This is a genomic window from Pseudomonas sp. CFBP 13711, assembly GCF_014842265.1.
Taxonomy (GTDB): Bacteria; Pseudomonadota; Gammaproteobacteria; order Pseudomonadales; family Pseudomonadaceae; genus Aquipseudomonas.
Genome location: NZ_JACYVI010000011.1, coordinates 194,541 through 213,592 on the forward strand (window position 1 = coordinate 194,541; position 19,052 = coordinate 213,592).

Annotated in this window: 24 protein-coding genes; 6 read left to right on the forward strand and 18 right to left on the reverse strand. The window is 53.4% G+C overall.

All coding sequences use genetic code 11. The annotated features are described in order from the left end of the window. The first annotated feature begins 109 nt into the window (after positions 1-109). Complete coding sequence (locus IFT47_RS20405) at positions 110-550, forward strand: Lrp/AsnC family transcriptional regulator (protein ID WP_192174706.1); 441 nt, start codon at positions 110-112, stop codon at positions 548-550. 171 nt (positions 551-721) lie between these two features. Here IFT47_RS20405 and IFT47_RS20410 read toward each other — a convergent pair whose 3' ends face one another. From IFT47_RS20410 to IFT47_RS20420, 3 genes are all read right to left on the reverse strand, one after another. Beyond that, a complete protein-coding gene (locus tag IFT47_RS20410) occupies positions 722-1,369 on the reverse strand; it encodes a DUF3841 domain-containing protein (protein ID WP_244656059.1) in 648 nt (215 codons plus the stop codon). A gap of 372 nt (positions 1,370-1,741) precedes the next feature. Then, positions 1,742-2,077 carry a hypothetical protein gene (locus IFT47_RS20415; RefSeq protein ID WP_192174707.1) on the reverse strand — a complete coding sequence of 112 codons (336 nt, stop codon included), beginning with the start codon at positions 2,075-2,077 and terminating at the stop codon, positions 1,742-1,744. 237 nt (positions 2,078-2,314) lie between these two features. Then, a complete protein-coding gene (locus IFT47_RS20420; protein WP_192174708.1) occupies positions 2,315-2,773 on the reverse strand; it encodes a GNAT family N-acetyltransferase in 459 nt (152 codons plus the stop codon). Positions 2,774-3,147: 374 nt separating this feature from the next. On the opposite strand from IFT47_RS20420, the gene IFT47_RS20425 reads away from it, so the two are divergent. After that, positions 3,148-4,245, forward strand: a complete 1,098-nt coding sequence (locus IFT47_RS20425) for an ankyrin repeat domain-containing protein (protein ID WP_244656060.1) — start codon at positions 3,148-3,150, stop codon at positions 4,243-4,245. A 138-nt stretch (positions 4,246-4,383) separates the two neighbouring features. Then, positions 4,384-4,752 carry a histone-like nucleoid-structuring protein, MvaT/MvaU family gene (locus IFT47_RS20430; protein ID WP_192174709.1) on the forward strand — a complete coding sequence of 123 codons (369 nt, stop codon included), beginning with the start codon at positions 4,384-4,386 and terminating at the stop codon, positions 4,750-4,752. Between the two features lie 126 nt (positions 4,753-4,878). Here IFT47_RS20430 and IFT47_RS20435 read toward each other — a convergent pair whose 3' ends face one another. Continuing rightward, positions 4,879-5,505: a glutathione S-transferase family protein gene (locus IFT47_RS20435; RefSeq protein ID WP_192174710.1), complete on the reverse strand. Its 627-nt coding sequence runs from the start codon at positions 5,503-5,505 to the stop codon at positions 4,879-4,881. 269 nt (positions 5,506-5,774) lie between these two features. On the opposite strand from IFT47_RS20435, the gene IFT47_RS20440 reads away from it, so the two are divergent. After that, on the forward strand, positions 5,775-6,023 hold the full coding sequence (locus IFT47_RS20440) for a CsbD family protein (RefSeq protein ID WP_133775252.1): 249 nt from the start codon (positions 5,775-5,777) through the stop codon (positions 6,021-6,023). Positions 6,024-6,304: 281 nt separating this feature from the next. On the opposite strand, the gene IFT47_RS20445 is transcribed toward IFT47_RS20440, so the two are convergent. Together IFT47_RS20445 and IFT47_RS20450 are read right to left on the reverse strand one after the other, a co-directional pair. Continuing rightward, positions 6,305-7,021: an SDR family oxidoreductase gene (locus IFT47_RS20445; RefSeq protein ID WP_192174711.1), complete on the reverse strand. Its 717-nt coding sequence runs from the start codon at positions 7,019-7,021 to the stop codon at positions 6,305-6,307. A gap of 572 nt (positions 7,022-7,593) precedes the next feature. Continuing rightward, complete coding sequence (locus IFT47_RS20450; RefSeq protein ID WP_192174712.1) at positions 7,594-8,514, reverse strand: LysR family transcriptional regulator; 921 nt, start codon at positions 8,512-8,514, stop codon at positions 7,594-7,596. Positions 8,515-8,599: 85 nt separating this feature from the next. Between IFT47_RS20450 and IFT47_RS20455 the strand changes: the two genes are divergently transcribed. Next, entirely contained in the window at positions 8,600-9,385 is a 786-nt protein-coding gene (locus IFT47_RS20455; protein ID WP_192174713.1) for an NAD(P)H-dependent oxidoreductase, read from the forward strand. A gap of 59 nt (positions 9,386-9,444) precedes the next feature. Here the strand turns inward: IFT47_RS20455 and IFT47_RS20460 are convergent, their stop codons facing one another. Both IFT47_RS20460 and IFT47_RS20465 read right to left on the reverse strand, forming a co-directional pair. Continuing rightward, positions 9,445-9,828, reverse strand: coding sequence for a hypothetical protein (locus IFT47_RS20460; RefSeq protein WP_192174714.1), 384 nt, complete (start codon positions 9,826-9,828; stop codon positions 9,445-9,447). Positions 9,829-9,912: 84 nt separating this feature from the next. After that, entirely contained in the window at positions 9,913-10,632 is a 720-nt protein-coding gene (locus IFT47_RS20465) for an MFS transporter (protein WP_192174715.1), read from the reverse strand. A 73-nt stretch (positions 10,633-10,705) separates the two neighbouring features. Here IFT47_RS20465 and IFT47_RS20470 point away from each other — a divergent pair, with 73 nt between their 5' ends. Beyond that, positions 10,706-11,290 (forward strand): CGNR zinc finger domain-containing protein, encoded by a 585-nt coding sequence (locus IFT47_RS20470; RefSeq protein ID WP_192174716.1) that lies wholly within the window; start codon positions 10,706-10,708, stop codon positions 11,288-11,290. A gap of 147 nt (positions 11,291-11,437) precedes the next feature. Here the strand turns inward: IFT47_RS20470 and IFT47_RS20475 are convergent, their stop codons facing one another. The 10 genes from IFT47_RS20475 to IFT47_RS20520 all read right to left on the reverse strand — a co-directional run. After that, positions 11,438-12,583, reverse strand: coding sequence for an integrase (locus tag IFT47_RS20475; RefSeq protein ID WP_192174734.1), 1,146 nt, complete (start codon positions 12,581-12,583; stop codon positions 11,438-11,440). 410 nt (positions 12,584-12,993) lie between these two features. After that, positions 12,994-13,218, reverse strand: coding sequence for a hypothetical protein (locus IFT47_RS20480; protein ID WP_192174717.1), 225 nt, complete (start codon positions 13,216-13,218; stop codon positions 12,994-12,996). Continuing rightward, positions 13,215-14,540: a zonular occludens toxin domain-containing protein gene (locus tag IFT47_RS20485; RefSeq protein WP_192174718.1), complete on the reverse strand. Its 1,326-nt coding sequence runs from the start codon at positions 14,538-14,540 to the stop codon at positions 13,215-13,217. Before IFT47_RS20485 ends, IFT47_RS20480 begins: the two co-directional genes overlap by 4 nt. Before the next feature lie 15 nt (positions 14,541-14,555). Continuing rightward, positions 14,556-14,903, reverse strand: coding sequence for a DUF2523 family protein (locus tag IFT47_RS20490; RefSeq protein WP_192174719.1), 348 nt, complete (start codon positions 14,901-14,903; stop codon positions 14,556-14,558). A 7-nt stretch (positions 14,904-14,910) separates the two neighbouring features. Next, positions 14,911-16,374 (reverse strand): hypothetical protein, encoded by a 1,464-nt coding sequence (locus IFT47_RS20495; protein ID WP_192174720.1) that lies wholly within the window; start codon positions 16,372-16,374, stop codon positions 14,911-14,913. A 76-nt stretch (positions 16,375-16,450) separates the two neighbouring features. Beyond that, positions 16,451-16,690 carry a hypothetical protein gene (locus tag IFT47_RS20500; protein ID WP_192174721.1) on the reverse strand — a complete coding sequence of 80 codons (240 nt, stop codon included), beginning with the start codon at positions 16,688-16,690 and terminating at the stop codon, positions 16,451-16,453. A 271-nt stretch (positions 16,691-16,961) separates the two neighbouring features. Beyond that, on the reverse strand, positions 16,962-17,114 hold the full coding sequence (locus IFT47_RS20505) for a hypothetical protein (protein WP_192174722.1): 153 nt from the start codon (positions 17,112-17,114) through the stop codon (positions 16,962-16,964). Positions 17,115-17,147: 33 nt separating this feature from the next. Continuing rightward, positions 17,148-17,501, reverse strand: a complete 354-nt coding sequence (locus IFT47_RS20510) for a hypothetical protein (protein WP_192174723.1) — start codon at positions 17,499-17,501, stop codon at positions 17,148-17,150. Between the two features lie 266 nt (positions 17,502-17,767). After that, entirely contained in the window at positions 17,768-18,076 is a 309-nt protein-coding gene (locus IFT47_RS20515) for a hypothetical protein (protein ID WP_192174724.1), read from the reverse strand. Beyond that, positions 18,073-19,052, reverse strand: a 980-nt coding sequence (locus IFT47_RS20520; RefSeq protein ID WP_206759205.1) for a phage/plasmid replication domain-containing protein, incomplete at its 5' end; no start/stop codon positions are given. The genes IFT47_RS20515 and IFT47_RS20520, both read right to left, overlap by 4 nt.

Here is a 19,052-nt window from a genome sequence, read left to right on the forward strand (position 1 = left end):
ATAAATTATGGCAAGCTGAGTGCAACCGCTTCCATGCAACAGAAAAGGCCAAACGTCGTTTTGGCCTTTCTTTTGTAGGATAAATAGTATTTAAGCCTTCGAGCGAATAATGACTGACGCTATAGATCATTTACTCATCGCTGCACTGATGAAAGACTCGCGCCTGTCTCTGAAGGCTCTCGCCAACGTCAGCGGCCTTTCTTCCCCCAGCGTTGCCGAGCGGCTGCGCCGCCTTGAAGAGCGCGGAGTGCTTAACGCTTACACCGTGGAAATTGACCCAAAACAATTTGGTTACATGCTTCAGGCCATTGTGCGCATACGTCCGCTTCCCGGACAGTTGCAGGAGGTCGAGCGGCAGATTCAATCTATTCCGGAGTTTACGGAATGCGACAAGGTTACCGGCGAGGACTGCTTCATCGCCAAGCTGCATGTACGGACGATGGATCAGCTAGACGCATTGCTTGATCGCCTGAATGCCTATGCCGAGACTAATACAGCAATTGTCAAAAAGACGCCTGTAAAGCGCAGGTTGCCGCCGTTGACTGAATGAATTGGAATGCTTGTGGCTGCTCGCAGGCACTTCGTCCTGCGTTAGCAAACGGGTAGGCCTCTTGTGCAGATCAGTAAGGTGTCGAAAGATGCGCAAATGCGGGGCAGGGTAGATGACTTGTTCGGATGGATGCAGAAGTTGACCACCCCTAATTGATCAGGAAATTTAAGGTTAGTGGTGAGAGGTCAAAGCAACCGGCTCGATCACAGCTGTCACGTCCGTCAATCTCAGAGTCCAAAAACATCCCTGGATGCTTTTGGCTTCAAATGGGCCCATGTCAACGGCACTCTGATCCAGCTCAAATACTGCTGACCATGATTTCTGCATCCGTTGCCGGAGCTGCTGCGCAGCATCGGATCCTTCCTCAACATCTTCCTTAGCCCGATCAAAATCTTGCTCATCAAGCTCCGACGACCAGACATACCAGTTGTTGAGTACAAAATGCCAAAGGTCAAAGCAGGACAGGACAACCTGTTCGGAGGGAACGGCGAGTTGAAGCACCACAGGATCTCTAAGACCTTCCGCGTCTTCAATGAAGGGCTCAGGATGGCTCTCGTCACGCTTTACCCAGCACCACCAAGGAGATAAGCCCTGCGCGGGGGCGAGTATCCCAGCGCTGGCCATCGAGTCCTTCATCCAGGCATAAGCGTTCTGAAAGATGGGGTCATCATCGGTGTTGCTGATGGGGCACGTAAGCTCCCCCTCAGCCTTCAGCCGTTGCCAAGTCGAGCGCTCCATTACCGTCCAGCACGTTAGGCGACCGTTTTTGGAAAACTCCATTTGCCATTTTTGAATCACGGACGTCAGTGACGAATACATTATCTATTTAGCTCAAGAACCGATGAGGAGCGGTCATGCTGGTAGTGACCGCAAGACGTGAGCGATACAATCCGTCTGGTTCAACGAACGGTGTGTATGCTCCAGGCCCCTTTGGAATTCGATCAGCTTGCTCGAACTCAAAGTTTTTTAATTTGTGCCTGCGTGCGCTCTGGATTAATCATAGAACTTACCAGCTAGCAAAATAGCTGCGCAACGCTGCCATGGGTTTGATCCGGCGCGAGTCGGCTTGTGAAGGCTAGAGGTCAGTTTAAAGTAGCCCAACGCGCCCGCTGCACCTATCCGACACCAAACATTCCAACCTTCAGAAACAGAAAAGCCCGGCGAACCGGGCTCTCTTGAACCGAACGCTGCTTATCGAGCGGCTTTAAGTTTGATCACGTCACCGGATACGGTGGTGGTGTAGCCGTTCAGAACCCATGCCCAAAACCTCTTTTCCTGCACTTGAGTATTGATCAGCGCATCGCCACCTTTGGCTTGGATGGCGTAACTCTGAGCGCGGACGAAACGGTCGTTTTGACGAATCGGGATCAGACCGAAGAGCATCAGGCCAGTGGCGCTTGCCTCACTGTGGCCAACGACAGTGTACTGGCTGCTGTCGTATTGCTGGGTCTTCATGGCGGTGCCGGTGCAACCCGCTAGAACCAGACCACATGCTGCAGAAGCGATGATTTTGCTGAAAGACTTCACGTAAAACTCCATTGAAAAGAGCCCGAATCCAATTATTGGGCGGCGACACTTCACCCGAAGGGATAACACGTGTGCGCACCGACACTCTCAGTGGAGGAGTCTTTAATCCGGGCGATTCAGATCGCCCCGATTCTCTCAAGAACCGATGCGTGTAGACCGCAGCCTGGAAGGGGGGGCCGGGTTGGGCAGCAGCAGCCTTCAAGCTGAGCGCTGTCATCTGTGCGGTACAGAGTAAGCCTAAAGCCTGCGCTGCATTAGCGAATGCTCTTTGCCCCAGGCACGAAATGACTCTAGATACTCCCATCCTCGCTTTGCGTAATACTCACGTCGGTCATGTGTGTGCAAATACAGCTTCGGATGTCCGATTTCTTTTGCTGTGGAGCAGACCTCTGCAATTAGCTGTTCGGCCAAGCCACGCTTCCTTGCTGACGGTGCAACAAGCACACACGCAAGCCACGGCCCCACTTCTGAGTAATCGGGCGAGTCGTTTTTGGCCAGGGCGGCCCCTCCAAGGAGCTGACCATTTTCCAGAGCGATCACGGTTCGCCAGTTCCCGTCATTCTGGCCATCTTTAAATTCGCGCTGCCAATCAGGGAGCGCCTGAGTAGCGAATTCATACGCGAACTGTTCATGCAGCCACGATGCAAATGTGTCGCTATAGCCCATATGATCGCGAAGCAAGACCGTCTGGAACATGTGATTAATCCTTGAGATGAGCCGGTTTGTAGCGTCTGATTCAGGTACGCGCGCTGCGTCGGCATTCACGGCTGCCGCAACGTAATTGTTGGCATTCAAGCCATCACCCAGCGGTTTAGCGATGCCGAACTGACACAACAGTCGTGCGAGCCAGATGGGTCATATCACAGGTTTTAGGTGCAACAAGCCTAGCCTGTCAAAAAGCTGATGGGGCTGGTTAATGATGCCTGGCCGGTGCTGCAGTTTAAGCAAACACTTGGGAAAACGCGGGGCTTAGGGCGGCTTGACTTATCCTTGAGTAATACCTTGGTTGAGTGTGCCGTAAGCGTCCGGCGAACTCACCTAGCTGTGACCAAAAACCTAGTGAATCTATAATGAAAAACCTCTTTATCAGGATGATGACTGCCTTAATGAGTACGCGTAAAAGAAAGAAACTCCCGAAGGATTTCGATCAACTGCTGGAGCACGCTCCGTTTGCCGAGTTGATCGCAGTGTTCGATGTGTGCGACCTCGAAGCCACCGGTGGCTACAGCAAAAGCACCGCGCTTGGTTTTTATAATTGCCCCGATGATCTGGTTCGCTGGCTGGTGGAGCAGGGCGCAGACGTTGATGCTCGTGACCAGTGTCAGCGAACAGCCTTGCACCATCGTGGTTCGAGCTGGAAAGGAGGTGTCGATCTGCTGCTGGATCTAGGGGCCGATATCGAGGCTCAGGATTATCAGAGCGAGACACCGCTGCAAGCGGCGATCAAGAGTCACAAGGCCGATGCAATCGCTGCCCTGATCCGCCGAGGCGCCAATAAAGAGGTTAGAAGCCGCCAGGGATACAGCCTGCTGCACCTCGCACTGCTGACCACGTCCAACGCCGACATTACTGCCACTGCGAAAATCGCTCAGATCTTGTTGGAGGCAGGTTCGCAAGTCGAAGCCGCTATGCGTTCGGAGGTGGAGCGTATCGGCCGTGGATTCGAATTTCACCGAGCCGGCTTCAACCCTGATTACCTGCATGCAACGGATGCAGCCCTGATCACTCTCTATCGCCTTTTCAATGTAAATCCAGTTGCCGCGCGCGACATCCATGACGGTCAAGCTACGATAGTCGTGACACCAGCTGACTGGCCTGCCCAGCATCAGCAATTGTGGAAACTGCTGGTGCCATCCTCTGGTGCAGCAACTACGGTGCAAGGTGAAGTGATCCGCATCAGTGGCCGTATCTCGATAGAGATCAACGACAATGGCTCGGCCAACTGGGACGCGGATTTCAAGAAAATGCTAAAAGCGCTTGTGGAGCATCTAGGCAGTGCCGTGCCCTTAAGGGACCTGGAGCTGTCCGAAGCCCGCACGCTCGCTGCTGCACTAAAAAACGGTACCGACCCTGCCGAGTACAGTGATCGCCTGTGTGAACTGGCCGTATGCTGGGTCATCGCCAATCCGCGGCCAATGCCGATGAATACGCCTTCCTATAATCGCTGATGTAGCTCTAGGAGTTCTCGGCATCGGGTTATTGAACTGGCCCAGCCGTTCGGCGGAGTGTTTAGGAAAACCAGGCGAATGACTGATTACCGGCGTTCGGCTAACATCGGTCATATCAAAACGACCTTGGAGATTTAAATGTCCCGCCTTGCTGAATTTCGCAAACTTGAACAACAGCTCGCAGCCCAGCTCGCCGAACTTGAAACCCTGAAAAATGATAGCGGTTTGAAGAAAGAAATCGAATTTGAAACCAAACTGCGTGGCCTGCTCGGTGAGTACGGCTTCAGCTTGAGAGAGATAGTCGGCATTCTCGATCCTCAGGGAACCAGCGGTCGGCCGTCTGCTCCAGTGGCTGCCGAGAAAAAGACACGCAAGGCCCGAGAGATGAAGGTTTATAAAAACCCCCTGACAGGTGAGGTCGTAGAAACCAAGGGCGGCAACCACAAGCTGCTGAAGGCCTGGAAAGGCCAGTTCGGCGACGAGGTTGAGAACTGGTTGGTTAAATGACCCGTTGGAGTTGAAATAGCCGTCGTAAGACGGCTTTTTTATGGCTGCGATTGCGCTCTGACGAGAGCTGTGAAGCGTTTGGAGACGCTTCCTGGGCAGGACCTACCAAGCCGGCGTGTTTAGTACTCAGCTTGCGAACTTGTAATCACCGCCTTTTTTTACCGCACTGATATAGGCCGGCCGCGCCTGGAACCGGTCGATCCACGCGGAGAGGCCAGGGTAGTCGTGCAGCATGCCTTGGGACTTTGCAAACTCGCCAATAAAGCTCATCTGGATATCCGCGCCGCTGATTTCTTCACCCAACAAGTAGGGAGTAAGTTTCAAGGCGGTCTCCAGGTAACCTAGATAGTTGGCCAGTTCAGATTCGATTCGCGGCTGCAGCGGCTTGCCAGCTTCCCCAAGGCGCCCGACATAAAGACTCAGCATCAGCGGCAGCATGGCCGACCCTTCTGCGAAATGTAGCCATTGCACATATTCGTCATAGGTTGCGGTGGCCGGGTCAGGTTGCAAGCGGCCGTCGCCGTGGCGGCGGATCAGATAATCGACGATAGCCCCGGATTCGATCAGCACATGAGGACCATCCTGAATAACCGGTGATTTGCCCAGCGGGTTTATGGCTTTCAGTTCAGGTGGCGCCAGGTTGGTCTTGGCGTCTCTTTGGTAGTGCTTGATTTCGTAGGGCAGGGCGAGCTCCTCGAGTAGCCAGAGGATGCGCTGCGAGCGGGAATTATTGAGATGGTGAACGATGATCATGAAGATCCCTATGAGATGGAAAGGTGTGTAGGGACAGACTGTTGTGTCGCACTGTGGTTCTAAAAGGTTGCGAAATCAGTAGTCAGTAGCCTTCTCGAAGGCCGTGTCTCGGTCAGGATGGCGACGGGTAGGGGGGGTGGGTGTCATGCGGAGAAATCCAGAGGCTCATCCCCGCTGAACTAATCACTGCGCCCGTCCCCTAATTCTGCGCACGTTGCGCCAATCCCAGGCTGATCCTGGGTCACTCACATACGAAGGTTTGGTGAATCATGAAGAGCGAACAGGTAGAAGGCGTTGTAGAGCAGGTTGCCGGCAAAGCACAGAGCGCAGTAGGGAAACTGTTTGGTGATTCGAAGCTGGAGGCGGAAGGTACCGGTCGCCAGGCTTCTGGTCAGCTGACCCAAGCTTATGGCGATGCGATGGACAGCATCTCTGCGTTTGTTAAAGAGAAACCAGTCGCTGCAGTTGCCATTGGCGGCATTGCTTTGCTGATTCTGGACCGTCTCTTTCGCCGCTGAGTGAAGAGCGAGGGACGCTCCTACAGGGGCCTTCCAGTTCAGTTTAGATATGCCTGCCCCCCGAGGACTGCCCGCTAGCAGCTTCGGGGGGAGGATTGCGGGGACAGGAATCTCCTGAGGCTCCCCGTTTATTTGCTTACGATGCAAGTCCCCCGGAAGCAGTGAGGAACTCATTTAATTCATCTTCACATAACCTCCTGGCCGGTTTGCTTGGCTGGAGGAGGTGCGCTTGGAGCTAAAGGCGATGAGAGGGTGGCTGACTATCTATACTTCTTAAGTCGCTATCTGCCTCCCAGACTTCCGCCACCATCGACGCTGATCACCTGGCCCGTCACAAAGGATGCATTTTCACCAAGCAGGAAGGTGATCAGAGAGGCAACTTCTGATGGCGTTCCCAGCCTTTGCATCGGAATCGTGGATAGTATTTGACGCTCAGCATCACTCCCCACTGGTCTGGTGGCTCGGAAAAGCTCTGTTTCTATAGGGCCAGGCGCGACTGCATTTACTGTGATTCCGATCGGCGCCAATTCAAGCGCCCAAGTACGGGTAATGCCCACCAAAGCGCTTTTGGCGGCAGAGTATGCTGTTCGATCTCGTGCTCCATAAATGGCTCGGCTGCAAACATTCACTATGCGTCCTGCCGAGGACTGCTTGAGGGATGGCAGGCAAGCCTGAGTGACCTGTACCGACGCCCTCACATTCAGGTCAAGGACGCTGTGGAGTGTCTCAAGGTCAAGCTTTTCAAGGCTCTGCGGGGTCGCAATACCTGCATTGTTGACGACGGCGTCAATGGAAGTCCGCTCTAACAGTTTCCGAAGCATCTCACCCGTTTTCTGGGCGTTAGCTAAATCACACAGCACTAGCGTGCCGGGAAAATTGTCAATTGCTCGCCTGGCGATGCCAACCACATCCCATCCTGACTCTGTCAAATGGCAGCTGAGCGCTAAACCTATCCCTTTGGTAGCACCTGTCACCAATGCAGTTCGGGTGTTGTTCATGCTTACCTTCTTTTCATTCGGCACTAAATATCCTGATAGCACAGACCTCTCGGCGAACAAAGTGATGCCATTGTGATCTCATTCGTAGATCTCAACTTCTACGTCTCTCGCTCCCCGGGAAGGGCTTTGTGGCCAAACGGTTCCTCAGTACCTGGATTGTCATGTCTGTGATGTTGTGTCTGACTGGGTGCGCCTGGTTTCAGACAGTTCCTCTAACCGGAGCTTACGGGGAAGGTTTTCATCGTGGATGCGAAGCTCGGGAGCAGGGGTGGGGCTATGAGGCGCGGGATGCTGACGCCCGGGCTCATCTCCAAGGGCGCTACTGGCAAGGGTGGGGACGCGGTTTCAATTCCTGTCTGTCGCCTTGGGAAAAAGCGCAGCAAGACAAATGGCTGCATGGGGATGACAAAAAATACTGCACCAAGCATCAGAAAAAGCGCGGCCACTGCAAAGAGTGATGAAAGGCGACCTCGCTTCCCCGGTAAGTTGCGATGTCGCAGCGCTGACGTGTGTTAAGCGTCGGAACGACTGCGACTGATCGACCGACAGCATTGAGTCGTCGCATTGACTACTCAGACCTGGGGATTGGGCTTTCCAGGCACATTCGAAGCGATGAGTTCGCGTAGCCACATATGGGCGGGGTCTCGGTGCAGTCGCTCCGGCCATAGCATGAGCATTTCAAACCCCGGAATGCTGAGCGGCGGCTCCTGGACAAGGAGGGCCGGCTCATCACGTACCAGCCTTTCAGGCACAACTGCAACAAGATCACTGTGCGCCAATGCGGATAGCAGCGAGTTGAAGTTGGGCACCGACAAGACGACGCGCCGTTCCAGACCTTTGGCAGCAAGTGCCTGGTCAGTGCTGCCTACAAAACCCGCTCCGTTTGGAGACATGACCGCATGCTCAAGCTTGCAGAACGCTTTGAGGCTTAGCCTGGACGCCAAAGCCGGGTGATCACGCCGCCCGGCCAGCACGTAGCGCTCGTGAACCAATGAGCGTTGCCGTAACTTCGGCGGCGCTTCATCGCGGATGTGCAAAGCCAGGTCGAGCCGACCGTTCTCCAGATCATGAGCCAGGTCGGTCGGGTATTTGCTGAGCAGCGCCAATCGAGTGTTTGGCGCAAGGCGCCGCATCGGCCCGAGTGACGGCCATACCAGAGCGGCAGTGGCGTAATCACTGGCGGCCACCTTCCAGGTTTGAGTCGACAGTAAGGGCTCAAAGGCCACAGTGGGGCTGAGCGCGCCTTCTAAAGCCGCGAGTGCTTCACGCAGCGGTCCACGCAATTCGCGACCCCGCTCTGTGGGCAACATCCCTCGAGGGCCCGGCAGCAACAACGGATCGTTCAGCATCTCTCTGAGACGGCCTAGCTGCAGGCTGACAGTTGGCTGAGCAAGGTTCAGCAACCGCGCCGCTCGGGTAACGTTTTGCTCGGCCAACAGCGCGTCCAGCGTGACCAAAAGATTTAGATCCAGCCGATGCAAGCTATTGCTCATGTAAATACCATGTGTTTCGGGAATTCATTTCCAACATAGTAGACCCGACGCTACGGTGAGGCCATCAACCCACTCGGAGCCCGCAATGAAGCTACTTCTAATCTATGCCCACCCCGAACCTCGCTCTCTCAATGGCGCATTGAGAGATTTTGCGGTTGCCCATCTGACAGCCGCAGGGCATGACGTCCAAGTCTCGGATCTCTATCAGATGCGCTGGAAGGCCGCCCTGGACCCGGACGACGCACCCGGCTACGCCAGCGATAAGCCCTTCAACCCGGCGACAGAGTCCCATCGCGTATTTGTCGCCGGTACCCAGCCGGCGGACATCGAGACCGAGCAGGCCAAGTTGCTGTGGGCCGATGCCGTGATCTTCCAGTTTCCCTTGTGGTGGTTTTCCATGCCCGCGATTCTGAAGGGCTGGATTGATCGCGTGTACGCCCATGGTTTTGCCTACGGCGTCGGCGAACACAGCGAAAGCCACTGGGGGGATCGCTACGGCGAGGGAAGCATGGCGGGCAAGCGTGCGATGCTGGTGGTCACGATGGGAGGTTGGGAGTCCCACTACAGTGGCCGGGGCGTCAATGGTGCCTTGAATGACGTGCTGTTCCCTATCCAGCACGGTGTGCTTTTCTACCCGGGATTCACTGTGATGCCGCCGTTCCCGATCTATAAAACTAGCAAAACCGACGCCGATCGGTTCGAACAGATATGCGCAGCCTATGCCACTCGGCTGGATAACCTGTTCCTTGACCAGCCTTTGCGGTTTCGCAGGCAAAACGCTGGCGACTATGAAATTCCGGCACTGACGCTCAAGCCACACCTTGCGCCTGATCGGCATGATTTAGGAATCCACCTCCTTGGTGAGGAATAAAGGTAGTCGGACCTGTAGACGCGCGGTGCACGCGAACGACCCGCTCGCCAAGGCGCAGATTAGCTGACAAGCGCCTTGGATTCCGGCCCACGAAGTAACAGCACTGAGCTGACAAATCCCAAAAGCCCTACGCTCCCTAATGCTAACCAGGTCTCGACAGGGGTGCGGTTTAGTATGAGCCAGCTACCCACGTAATAACCGGCGGCGCCGCTGAGCGCCCCCACTGCGCTCATCACTCCGAAGAATGTTCCCTGACTCCCTTCCGTTGCCAATGATGCGGTCATGCTTTCGAGCGTGGGCAACAGGATGGTCTCGACGACTGAATAGGCGACGATAAACAGCAGAAACCATTGGATGCCGCGCAGCATAGCGAGACTGGCGAAGCTAGCTCCCGCCCCCAGATACGCCCAAGTGGTCAGTGATGCAGGATTTACTTTCGTCATCCACCCTTTCGCCAGAATGATAAAGGCGAGGCCGGCCACGCCATTGATGACATAAATGGCGGAAGCGGCATGAGGCCCGGCCAGTTATCCTGCGTACATTGGAAACGCAACGTAGAGCTGTGGGAACAGGAAAAACCACGGTAATGAAACCACGATCAACCGCCATAGCCCGGCATGTGTGGCGGCCGCCTTCAGGCTTTCAATCATGGACTGCCTTCGGGAGCTCACTGATGATCCGAATTTCGACCGGTGGGCGACGACGCTGAGGGTAATGAACAAAATGGCGCTGACTCCGAAAGCCACACGGATATCAGCCAGGCCCGCAAGACCGCCGACTGTAGGACCCACCACTGCTCCGACGTTCAGCATTTGGTTGTTGGACGCGAAGAGGGCTGAGTGGGATTCTTTGGGTTGCCGGCCGAAGAGGCCATACACGCCACCCTCGTAGCATGCGACACCGGTACCGGCGATCACCGCGAAGACTACCCAGGCGCTCACCCCCTCGAAATAGCTGAAACCCAGAAAGCCCAAGCCTCGCAGCAGGAGGCCCAAGGTGATGACCCTGTGTGAGCCGAACCGATCAGTAATCGCGCCTGCGGCGAGCGGCAACACCTGCGCGGAAAGCAAATTGGCGGACATCACCGACGCGAGTGCGGCAGCACCAAAATGAAGGTTCGCCGACATATACAGGGCCAGCAGTGGGATAGTCATAAAATGGGAGGCATTCATCAGACCCTGCATCCACAGCAATCTGCGGATATCGTGGGGCCAGAACGGTCGTTCGGGCTGCACTACCTTGATCATGTTGAGGCTCCGTAACCGTCAATGTTATTTTGATGGTTACTTAGATAAATGGCGTTTGCAATAGGAGAGGGCGATGCAACCTCAGCATCAAGCAGCACCGGGGGATCTCGAATACGTTCGACGCTTCATTAACACGTGGTCGATTCCAAACCAGACACGCACGGCAACGGATGACCTGCCGCTGCTTGCAAGGGATGCTGAAAGCTGGCGCGAGGCACTTTCGGTTCATCCTCCGGCCGATAAGGATTCCTTGGAGCAGCTACGGGAGTTGCGCTCGGACTTACGTAAGTCATGCGAGGGACTGGATGAGGCGAATGGTCTGCTGAACGCCTGGTTCTCGCGTGTCTCTCTGTCAGTTCGCGTTAAATCTGTGGAGGAGGGGGCGTCCCAACTCTGTGTGATGCCTGCAGACGGCAGTTACATTGCCTATATTCTTGCGGCGGTAGCCAATGCCATTTCGTCAGGTACATGGTCGCGACTTAAAACGTGTGGCGATTGCCGTTGGGCTTTCTACGACAACACCCGCAACGGCAGCAAGCGTTGGTGTGGCATGACCAAAGGCGGGGTGGATGGCAGGGCTTGCGGGACGATTGCCAAAGTTAGCGCCTTCAGGGCAAGAGCAGCCGCCAGAGCGAAGTCGGATCCGGGCGCACACTAAGTGGCGCGCAGAGGTCCGCCGAATGCTTATTGAGGACCACAAACATTCAAACCGTTTTTTTCGCCGCACACTTCTGCGGCACCACACATTCCAACCGCTAAAAACAGAAAAGCCCGGCGAACCGGGCTCTCTTAAACCGAGCGCTACTTATCGAGCGGCTTTCAGTTTGATCACGTCACCGGATACGGTGGTGGTGTAGCCGTTCAGAACCCATGCCCAGAACCACTTTTCCTGCACTTGAGTGTTGATCAGCGCATCAATATCCGGATTATCCGACGCCAACGCCATATCCGCGAGGTTGTGCCTGATCGAGCACGTGATGAGCCATAGACCTTTGAGATCGTGCACACCCAGCGAATCCTCCCTCGGAAACAGGCTCACCGCTGGCAACGGCTGGCTAGAATCAATATTCAGGTAAACCAGGTATCGGTCGAAAGTCCGGGAAAATGCCCGTGGCAAGGGAACCATTGAGCCATTCTTGGGATGGCTTTCCAGCCAGTCGCCACGCTCGTTACGCATGAACTGGTCGATACGCCCAGGGCTAGAAGCCGTACCAAGCACTTGCCACATCGGTCTGACCGTATACCTGGCGATCGTGAGGTACATTTCGATCAGGTGTGAGTTATGGGGACTAAGCAGGTTCGGTAGCGTCTTCAAAATCCACTTCATCACTGCATCCGAAATGGAGCCTCGAGCCTGTGGTTCCTTAAAGGACAGCCAGTCCAGCTTGGCAGCGGCTACGTTTGGCCTAGTGGCAGAGACGTCCTTCAAGTAGAAATCCATGAACTGCGTGACGCTCCTGATCTCACGCTTCCAAACATTCTTATCTATGGCGTCGCTCGAGTTCGCGGTGCGAGCGGTATGGAACAGTTTCCACTCAGGATTTATCGGGTAATCGCGGTAGTCCTTGCCGGAGCTAACCAAGAACCGCGGCTGAATGCTAGGACTGGCCCAGCCACTGTCAGGGGTTTGGACAAAGGCCACATAGTCTTTGAAGTCGGCGTCCGTCCAGTCCAGCAACGAGAGGTTGTTTGCGAAACTCCAGTTGAGCATCTTTTCCAGACCGTTGATGGTCTTGTAGTACTGAAGGTGTGGCGTCTGTGGACTCCAACTATGAGCAATCCAGTTCAAGTACCGATCGGCGTACCAGGCGCTCATGAACGGAAGGCAGGAGTCGTCAACTTCGTTCAGGCGAGCTGAGACGTGAGCGTTGACCGGGAACCGTTTTACTTGGTTGGGCTGCCAATGGTCGTACGATGGGAAAATCGGAAATGGGATGAACGGCCGCGTCATAGTGGAACCAGCAACCTAGAATCTTTGGGTGGTACCTATACGTGTAGCAGAGAGATTGAGGTACGGCCAGTCTGATCGTGACACGCGATGCTAACCGGCGATTAGTGAAACGGCAGCGAGAAGCGAACATGAGACAGGGGATGAGGATGAGCTTTCAAATAGCTGATTTTTCGAGAAACGGGGTTTTGTGCAAACGTGAACGGAGGTTAGTGACATTGGACACTGATGTACAACGTAAAGTGTTTCATAATTTAACATAATATATATTATGCGAAGCCTCTAATCCTTCCAGGGTGGGATGCCCAAGAAAAGCCAGCGAAGCAACGGGACGGCGAAAAAAGAGAAAACAAGGACGCCAATGGTGAAATAGAAAGCGGTCAAATCGCCGGTGAAACCATCGGGCGTTAGATTCAATTGAGATTCTCCTGGGCAAACGCGACGAGTTCAGCATCTAGCTGGACGTCGTCGAACCACCTGTCAACGCTCATGAAAACAACCTGTCCTGCAGGATCGAGAACCAGCCAACAAAGGAAATTGTCCTGGTGAATGGCGGCCTCGGCAAGTACATCATCAAGGTCGATGCAGGATCCGCAGCATTGGCCAGCGTGAGTTTGAGCAACAAGCACGTAACTCATTTGAGAACACTCCGACCGCCGCGACTGGTGTCCTCGACCACGGTGAAACGTTGGCCAGAGTTACCAGCAAGCGTGTTACCAAAAGCTGGCCGACCCTGTGGCGGCTCAGCGAGCTGAGACGCCGCCGGGTTCGGCCTTTGCTCTGCAAGGGACTTGTTGGGAACCTTGCCAAAGTTTTCGAGTGGCCAAGGACGAACCACGTAGACGACGTTCTGCTTGGACAATTTGATGCCGTACTCGGTGCGCTCTACGGTCCATCCCAAGGACGCTATAGAGGCACGGTTGAAACGTTCCTTGACGCGATAAGCACTGTCCAGCACGTCGATCTGAAACTCAAGCCATGGGCGCTGATCGCCCTCTACAGGCGTGCGCTCGAGGATAGCTGCAAGGCGCAAATCGTACTGGCTGGCGAACTTGTCGAAGTAGTCAATTGGTTCGGCCTTGGCTGCTTGGACACCAGCGGCAACAGAACCACCCTGCGTCTCCGGAGCCGGAGCCTGCTTTGTTTTCACCTCAGGGACATCAGCAGGCTTGGATTGGGCCTTGTCGACGACCTGGCTGCTGGTGTGATCAGACGTTGGGACCTTGGCGACTTCAGTGTGGTGAAAGAAGCTCCAAAGGTAATAGAGGGCATAAATCAAAATGCCGACGAATATCAGGCCGTAAACCTTGTGCTTAGTTTGAAAAATGCCGTAGCGCTTATCTTTGTAGTTGTCCTTATTCTGAGTTTCATCACGGTGCGACTTATACAAGGGAAAGAACGCCTTGTTGTAGGGCTTCTTGCCTTCAGCCGTGCGCTTGAAACGATTGCGACCGGCGTTGCTATAGCTGGCCCAATGAAACGAATCCTCCTTACCCATCATGTCGAGCTTGGTGTATCGGGTGTAACGCTGAAGGCGCTTACGCCAAGTGGTATGAAGCTCGGTTAGGTCCTGACCCATGATCAGAATATCGATGCCATAGTGACCGTGCTCGGTGACGAACTTTGCCCAGTTGGCAGACAGCGGCTGACGGTCAGGGGGCCAGAACTGGTTGATTTCATCCCATATCCAGAGCGAGTCAGTGACCTGATTGTTGAGAAATTGCTCTTTCACCCAGGGCACAACCTTTTCCTCTTCGTGATCCTCGAAAGGATGCTCAAGAGTGATAAGCAAACGATCGACAGTCGGAAGCGGGATAACACAATATTCAGAAATGGCTTTGCGGTTAATGCCGTGGATATTGGTGACCACGGTTCGACCCTTAACCAACGAATCGACAATATGCTGCATGGATTCAAGACTTTTGCCAGAGCGCGGCAATCCTTCACTACCGAAAATCATATAACCACCCTGCCCTTACCACTGACCAAGCGTCAGCAATTTACGAGTTAAACGGAAACCAACACCCAAGCCCAAAATTCCGAGCGCTTGAGGTATGCCAAACAGACCAACGAAGTAAAGAACCGCCTCGGGCAATTGGTTGAATAGAGACTGCAAACCGTATTGAGTGAGGAATTCGGGAGCGGGGATCATGCCCAGCAAATAGAGGACGCCATCGAGAAAGCCCTGCAAGACCTTTAAGGGGAAGTCGAGGATGAACGCCATGAAGTCCTTGAAAAGACCACCGAGCCATTCAAATATGCGAGCAAACCATTTAAGGATGGCACCGAACCAACTAACTATGGTGGAGATAATCGCCTGCATAAATACCTCAGTCTAATATGGCCTGACGGAATGCCAAGTAAGCGCATACGATGGAAAAAACTATCTTGGCGTACTGAGCCATCGAGACAAACCAAGGCTGGCAATAGAAGTCGAACACCAGATCGTATGAAAACATCGAAGCAAATACAGCGAATGAAACATTAGTGGACCAAGACGGACAACCAGCGGAAGCGTTGACAGTAAAGAATCCAGCAACAGAGGCAACTATCGGAAGCGCCTTAACACGGCTCGCATAACTGTCCAGTGCCTTCTCTTTGGTGTCCTTAGTGGGTTCATACAACTTCTCATACTTAGGACCATCACAGCCAGCGCCTGAACAGGGTGACGGAGTAGTCTTATCGTCGGTGTCGTCATCACTATCATCTGGATCAGCTTCGTCTGATGGTTGCTCGGTAGTGGTGGTAGTATCGCCGGGCTTACCATCGGTTGATGTTGTTGAAGTGCTTGACTTGTTATAAGTGAAAGAGGAAGGCCCGTAAGTAATATCATACTTGTTGTTTGTGGTCGTTGTTGTGGTAGACGTAGTGCCATCTGAATTGGCATGGGTTGACTTTGTTGTGGTACTACCGGCATCTACTGAGCTGGGACCACGCATGTCTAATTGACGTTGACGCAAACCTTCATAACAACGATCAGGCGCAAGAGAACCGGCGCACTGCTGTTTGAGGATGCCTTTAACGAAATCGGAATCTTGGTTGTTTATCCAAGTGTCCATATCGATGAAATCTTTATCAGTCAATGGAATATAGGCGCTGCCATAACAAGCACCTCTTGTCTGACTGTAATCAGAGTTTGGAGGACATCCACTACCAAACCTACGACTAGTAACACCAATAAGAAAATCACCCCTGTTGTTGTCAGCATGGCATTCAGCGGATGTTTCACGAATAACGTCCATCGTAAGAATTGCGCGATCACCCCAAGCCTGTACAACTCCAGTCTCTCGGAGCAATGCAAAACAGCCAGCTTCAGCGCTGGACAAAACTGAACCGTGATCACCCTCCCAGACGTAGTAATTGCCGCCGTTAGTTGCAGTTGTACCAGTTGTAGGAGTCGGCGTATTAGCATCACCCTTCTTAACGAAGGTGCCATCTTCCATGGCCCAGCCAAGCCCCTTAAGAAGTTGGTCGAGAGCGGCTCCGACGACAATACCAGCAACACCACCCTTGATTATTCCTTTTGTACCGGCCTTGATAGTGTTTAAGCCGAACTCAGCACCGCCCAATATGCCACGCACGGGAACATTCTTAGTTGCTGCTGGAATATATTCGCCTTCAATCGCCGTGCTGATGGTTAACGCATCATTGGCTAACGAGGCTGAACCATTTTCAACTTGCTGTGACAGTGAAGGAAGATTGACCTTCTTAGTTGCGGCCTCTACGGTCGGAAGAATGCAACACAACAAACACCAGCCGTAACAAATCCGCCAAAAGCCGCGATAACGAGCCATATCATGTTTCCACCTGCAGGACGAAGAGAAAAAAAAGGGCTCCCCGCGGGGAACCCTCGGTGCAGCAGAGCGCCAATCAGAAGAAGCTGGCAACCTTGTTTACGGCCCACTTGGCGAAGTTCGGACCGATCTTCACAACGCCCATAGAGACGATTGCAGCGATGGCAGTGGCACCGGCAATGCCGCCGATCATGGTGCTGAAGTCGATGTCGTTGCCAGCGGCGAAAGTCATCGGTGCAGCGACAGTTGCGGCAACGGAAGTTGCAACAGCAGCTTGAGTTTTGGACATGCTGAACAGCGCTTTGAGTTGTTTCATAGTTCTTCTACCTGTGACGTACTTGAGAAAAAGCCGGAGACTTCTCCGACAGTAGAGGCAACGGCAGCCAGGAAAAGTACCAAGCCGAACGTTGTTCCAAATGCGAGCCCGAATGCGGCGGGTTCCGGGTAAGCAAACAGGCCCGCAATTGTCATTGACCCGGCAAAGTCTGCCGGAGTCTGCAAAACATACCCTGTGCAGTCGCCTGAGAACTCACCTTGAGCGACCAGACGGTTATCAGAGTCGAGGACTACACAGAGCGGCAGCATGATTAAGCGTCCCCAGCGGCAGCGAGGCAGGCGCTACAGGCGTAATCATCGGCGCGGTAATTCTCCAGCGCGTTAGCCAGGTCGTCGTCAAACAACTGTTGGCCGCAGATCATGCAATCGGGCTGGTAATCGATTTGTTCATCAGAGTCAGACATAACGACCTCGCTAATTCAAAGTGAGTGGCTATTTCAACCGGCTTTTGACTGGTCAACTGACTTTACGACAGTTGGAGCGGCTGAACGGTCGACAAGGTGCAAAGGCGGGCCTTGAAGTGTGTAACGCTCTTGAGGCTTGTTATTGAACAACTCACATTCAACACGTACAGGTGCGAAAACCTCAGCGCCGATGTGGGTGCGATAGGCGTTGTGCAGGCCTTTCTTGTAATCGTTGCCCGCTACCATGATCTTACGGGTCATAGTGTGGCTAATGCCGTCACGATCGGTCGAGACATCATCAATGGCAACTACCGCATACGGGTTTTTGCCTTGAACATCTTCGTTTTTAATAATGACGGCCTGAACAAAGCCACTGAGAATAATCATCAGGAAAACTCCTTAGTGTTGAAATTCACGGGAGTTTGATCCCGGGATACGAAATGCCCACTGCGGAACGTCGCAGGGGGTGTCACGACGGAAAGTGCGAAACGCACGTTTTCCGGCAGCGCGTGCAATTTGTGAAGACGATATAGCTTTAACAAAGTCGTGCATAACAGCATCAGCGAGAGCACGAGCAGCAACAGGGTCAGAGATAGAGTTAGCAATGTGACACTCCACGGACCAGCGCAACAATTGATATTGGGACTTGTCCATCAGAATCCCATCCATTCAGCAATTGAAGGAGTGCCAGCTTGTGAGGATTCAGCACGACCGTATTGTGAATATTGCTCGACCATACGCCAATAACTTGCCGCATCAGCCTCGTCAGACATATTGAAGCAGTGGAGAGGCTTTGGAGGACCAACAAACATGCGAGAGTTCAGCGTGTCGCGGAGCTTGTCAAAGTCAGCAGATGATTGAAGCAGTGAAATAGCAGCTTGAGGGCGCATTTTCGCCTGGAGTTCAAGGTGTCGGCGCTGGGACGCACTCAAGGTCTTACCCTGCTGGCTTACACGCTTCATGCTGCCACCAGTTGAAGATGACGAGGGATTACAGCGTGACGGTAGAACGATGGAACAGGAGCTTCAAACCGACGCTCAACTTCGCGAACGTTGCGGATGAAAACGACACCGTGGCGAGTGGCATCAAATGGGATCTTGATATCAATATCAAGCTGCCGCAACAGAGCACGATGCTTCTTTACGGCGGACTTTTCAAAATCGAAAGTCTGGCCGCACTGCCACAGAGCAACATATCCGGCAGTTGTCATAGCTGCCTTTGTTGAAGAAACGATATTTTTAGCAAGTAATTCATCTTTAACGGTCAAAACGTCAAAGTTGTTGATTTCACATTTTTCGCCGATCATAAGAAAACCCCTGTGGATTTCCGCTAGTTTAGATTCATCAAATAAGCCCCAAAGATGAAGGCCTTCACGTTTCAAGAACTCAGCCCGACACTTAATTTCTGACCGGACCATACCAACAGAACGGCACCAATCTCGAAGTGCCGTTACATAACCTAACTCTTCGGAGTCTTCACCGAAGGTACGCTTAACACGGGGTAGCAGGTGAGCATCAAGTTCAGCAGCTTTAGCGTAATTACCAGGGTAAACTAGGCGGCCAGCTTTCTCGCCACCTTTAGGTGTCCAAACACAGGTATTTCCATCAGGATACAGATAAGCAATAGAATTACGGTAACGCTGACTAGATATACCGCGTAAGTAAGCTCGTTCGTTGCCCTGCCCTACATAAAAGTTGGAGGTCAGGTCGAGACGCTGGAAAACTGCACCATCAGCAGATATACCGCCGTCCTGCATGCGCTGAATAGTCTTGCACTTCGTCATTGGAGGAAGGTCATATTCGGCCAGCAAAGAATTGATAACACGCATACAACCGTCGAGGTCTGGAATGCCGAAAACGTTATCAAGGCGATTGAGACGGGAAGGATTACCGTCGACAGTGATGCGGCGCCCGCAAACGTGAATTCGAAACGTCGTCG

What these genes read in the sequence shown, in the direction of transcription:
- IFT47_RS20490 (WP_192174719.1), bottom strand. Translation starts at nt 14,903, where the DNA reads ATGCAGGCGATTATCTCCACCATAGTTAGTTGGTTCGGTGCCATCCTT.
- IFT47_RS20430 (WP_192174709.1), top strand. Translation starts at nt 4,384, where the DNA reads ATGTCCCGCCTTGCTGAATTTCGCAAACTTGAACAACAGCTCGCAGCC.
- IFT47_RS20450 (WP_192174712.1), bottom strand. Translation starts at nt 8,514, where the DNA reads ATGAGCAATAGCTTGCATCGGCTGGATCTAAATCTTTTGGTCACGCTG.
- IFT47_RS20410 (WP_244656059.1), bottom strand. Translation starts at nt 1,369, where the DNA reads ATGTATTCGTCACTGACGTCCGTGATTCAAAAATGGCAAATGGAGTTT.
- IFT47_RS20500 (WP_192174721.1), bottom strand. Translation starts at nt 16,690, where the DNA reads ATGAAACAACTCAAAGCGCTGTTCAGCATGTCCAAAACTCAAGCTGCT.
- IFT47_RS20485 (WP_192174718.1), bottom strand. Translation starts at nt 14,540, where the DNA reads ATGATTTTCGGTAGTGAAGGATTGCCGCGCTCTGGCAAAAGTCTTGAA.
- IFT47_RS20480 (WP_192174717.1), bottom strand. Translation starts at nt 13,218, where the DNA reads ATGAGTTACGTGCTTGTTGCTCAAACTCACGCTGGCCAATGCTGCGGA.
- IFT47_RS20505 (WP_192174722.1), bottom strand. Translation starts at nt 17,114, where the DNA reads ATGTCTGACTCTGATGAACAAATCGATTACCAGCCCGATTGCATGATC.
- IFT47_RS20440 (WP_133775252.1), top strand. Translation starts at nt 5,775, where the DNA reads ATGAAGAGCGAACAGGTAGAAGGCGTTGTAGAGCAGGTTGCCGGCAAA.
- IFT47_RS20460 (WP_192174714.1), bottom strand. Translation starts at nt 9,828, where the DNA reads ATGACGAAAGTAAATCCTGCATCACTGACCACTTGGGCGTATCTGGGG.
- IFT47_RS20420 (WP_192174708.1), bottom strand. Translation starts at nt 2,773, where the DNA reads ATGTTCCAGACGGTCTTGCTTCGCGATCATATGGGCTATAGCGACACA.
- IFT47_RS20455 (WP_192174713.1), top strand. Translation starts at nt 8,600, where the DNA reads ATGAAGCTACTTCTAATCTATGCCCACCCCGAACCTCGCTCTCTCAAT.
- IFT47_RS20475 (WP_192174734.1), bottom strand. Translation starts at nt 12,583, where the DNA reads ATGACGCGGCCGTTCATCCCATTTCCGATTTTCCCATCGTACGACCAT.
- IFT47_RS20495 (WP_192174720.1), bottom strand. Translation starts at nt 16,374, where the DNA reads ATGGCTCGTTATCGCGGCTTTTGGCGGATTTGTTACGGCTGGTGTTTG.
- IFT47_RS20435 (WP_192174710.1), bottom strand. Translation starts at nt 5,505, where the DNA reads ATGATCATCGTTCACCATCTCAATAATTCCCGCTCGCAGCGCATCCTC.
- IFT47_RS20445 (WP_192174711.1), bottom strand. Translation starts at nt 7,021, where the DNA reads ATGAACAACACCCGAACTGCATTGGTGACAGGTGCTACCAAAGGGATA.
- IFT47_RS20465 (WP_192174715.1), bottom strand. Translation starts at nt 10,632, where the DNA reads ATGATCAAGGTAGTGCAGCCCGAACGACCGTTCTGGCCCCACGATATC.
- IFT47_RS20515 (WP_192174724.1), bottom strand. Translation starts at nt 18,076, where the DNA reads ATGAAGCGTGTAAGCCAGCAGGGTAAGACCTTGAGTGCGTCCCAGCGC.
- IFT47_RS20510 (WP_192174723.1), bottom strand. Translation starts at nt 17,501, where the DNA reads ATGATTATTCTCAGTGGCTTTGTTCAGGCCGTCATTATTAAAAACGAA.
- IFT47_RS20425 (WP_244656060.1), top strand. Translation starts at nt 3,148, where the DNA reads ATGAAAAACCTCTTTATCAGGATGATGACTGCCTTAATGAGTACGCGT.
- IFT47_RS20470 (WP_192174716.1), top strand. Translation starts at nt 10,706, where the DNA reads ATGCAACCTCAGCATCAAGCAGCACCGGGGGATCTCGAATACGTTCGA.
- IFT47_RS20405 (WP_192174706.1), top strand. Translation starts at nt 110, where the DNA reads ATGACTGACGCTATAGATCATTTACTCATCGCTGCACTGATGAAAGAC.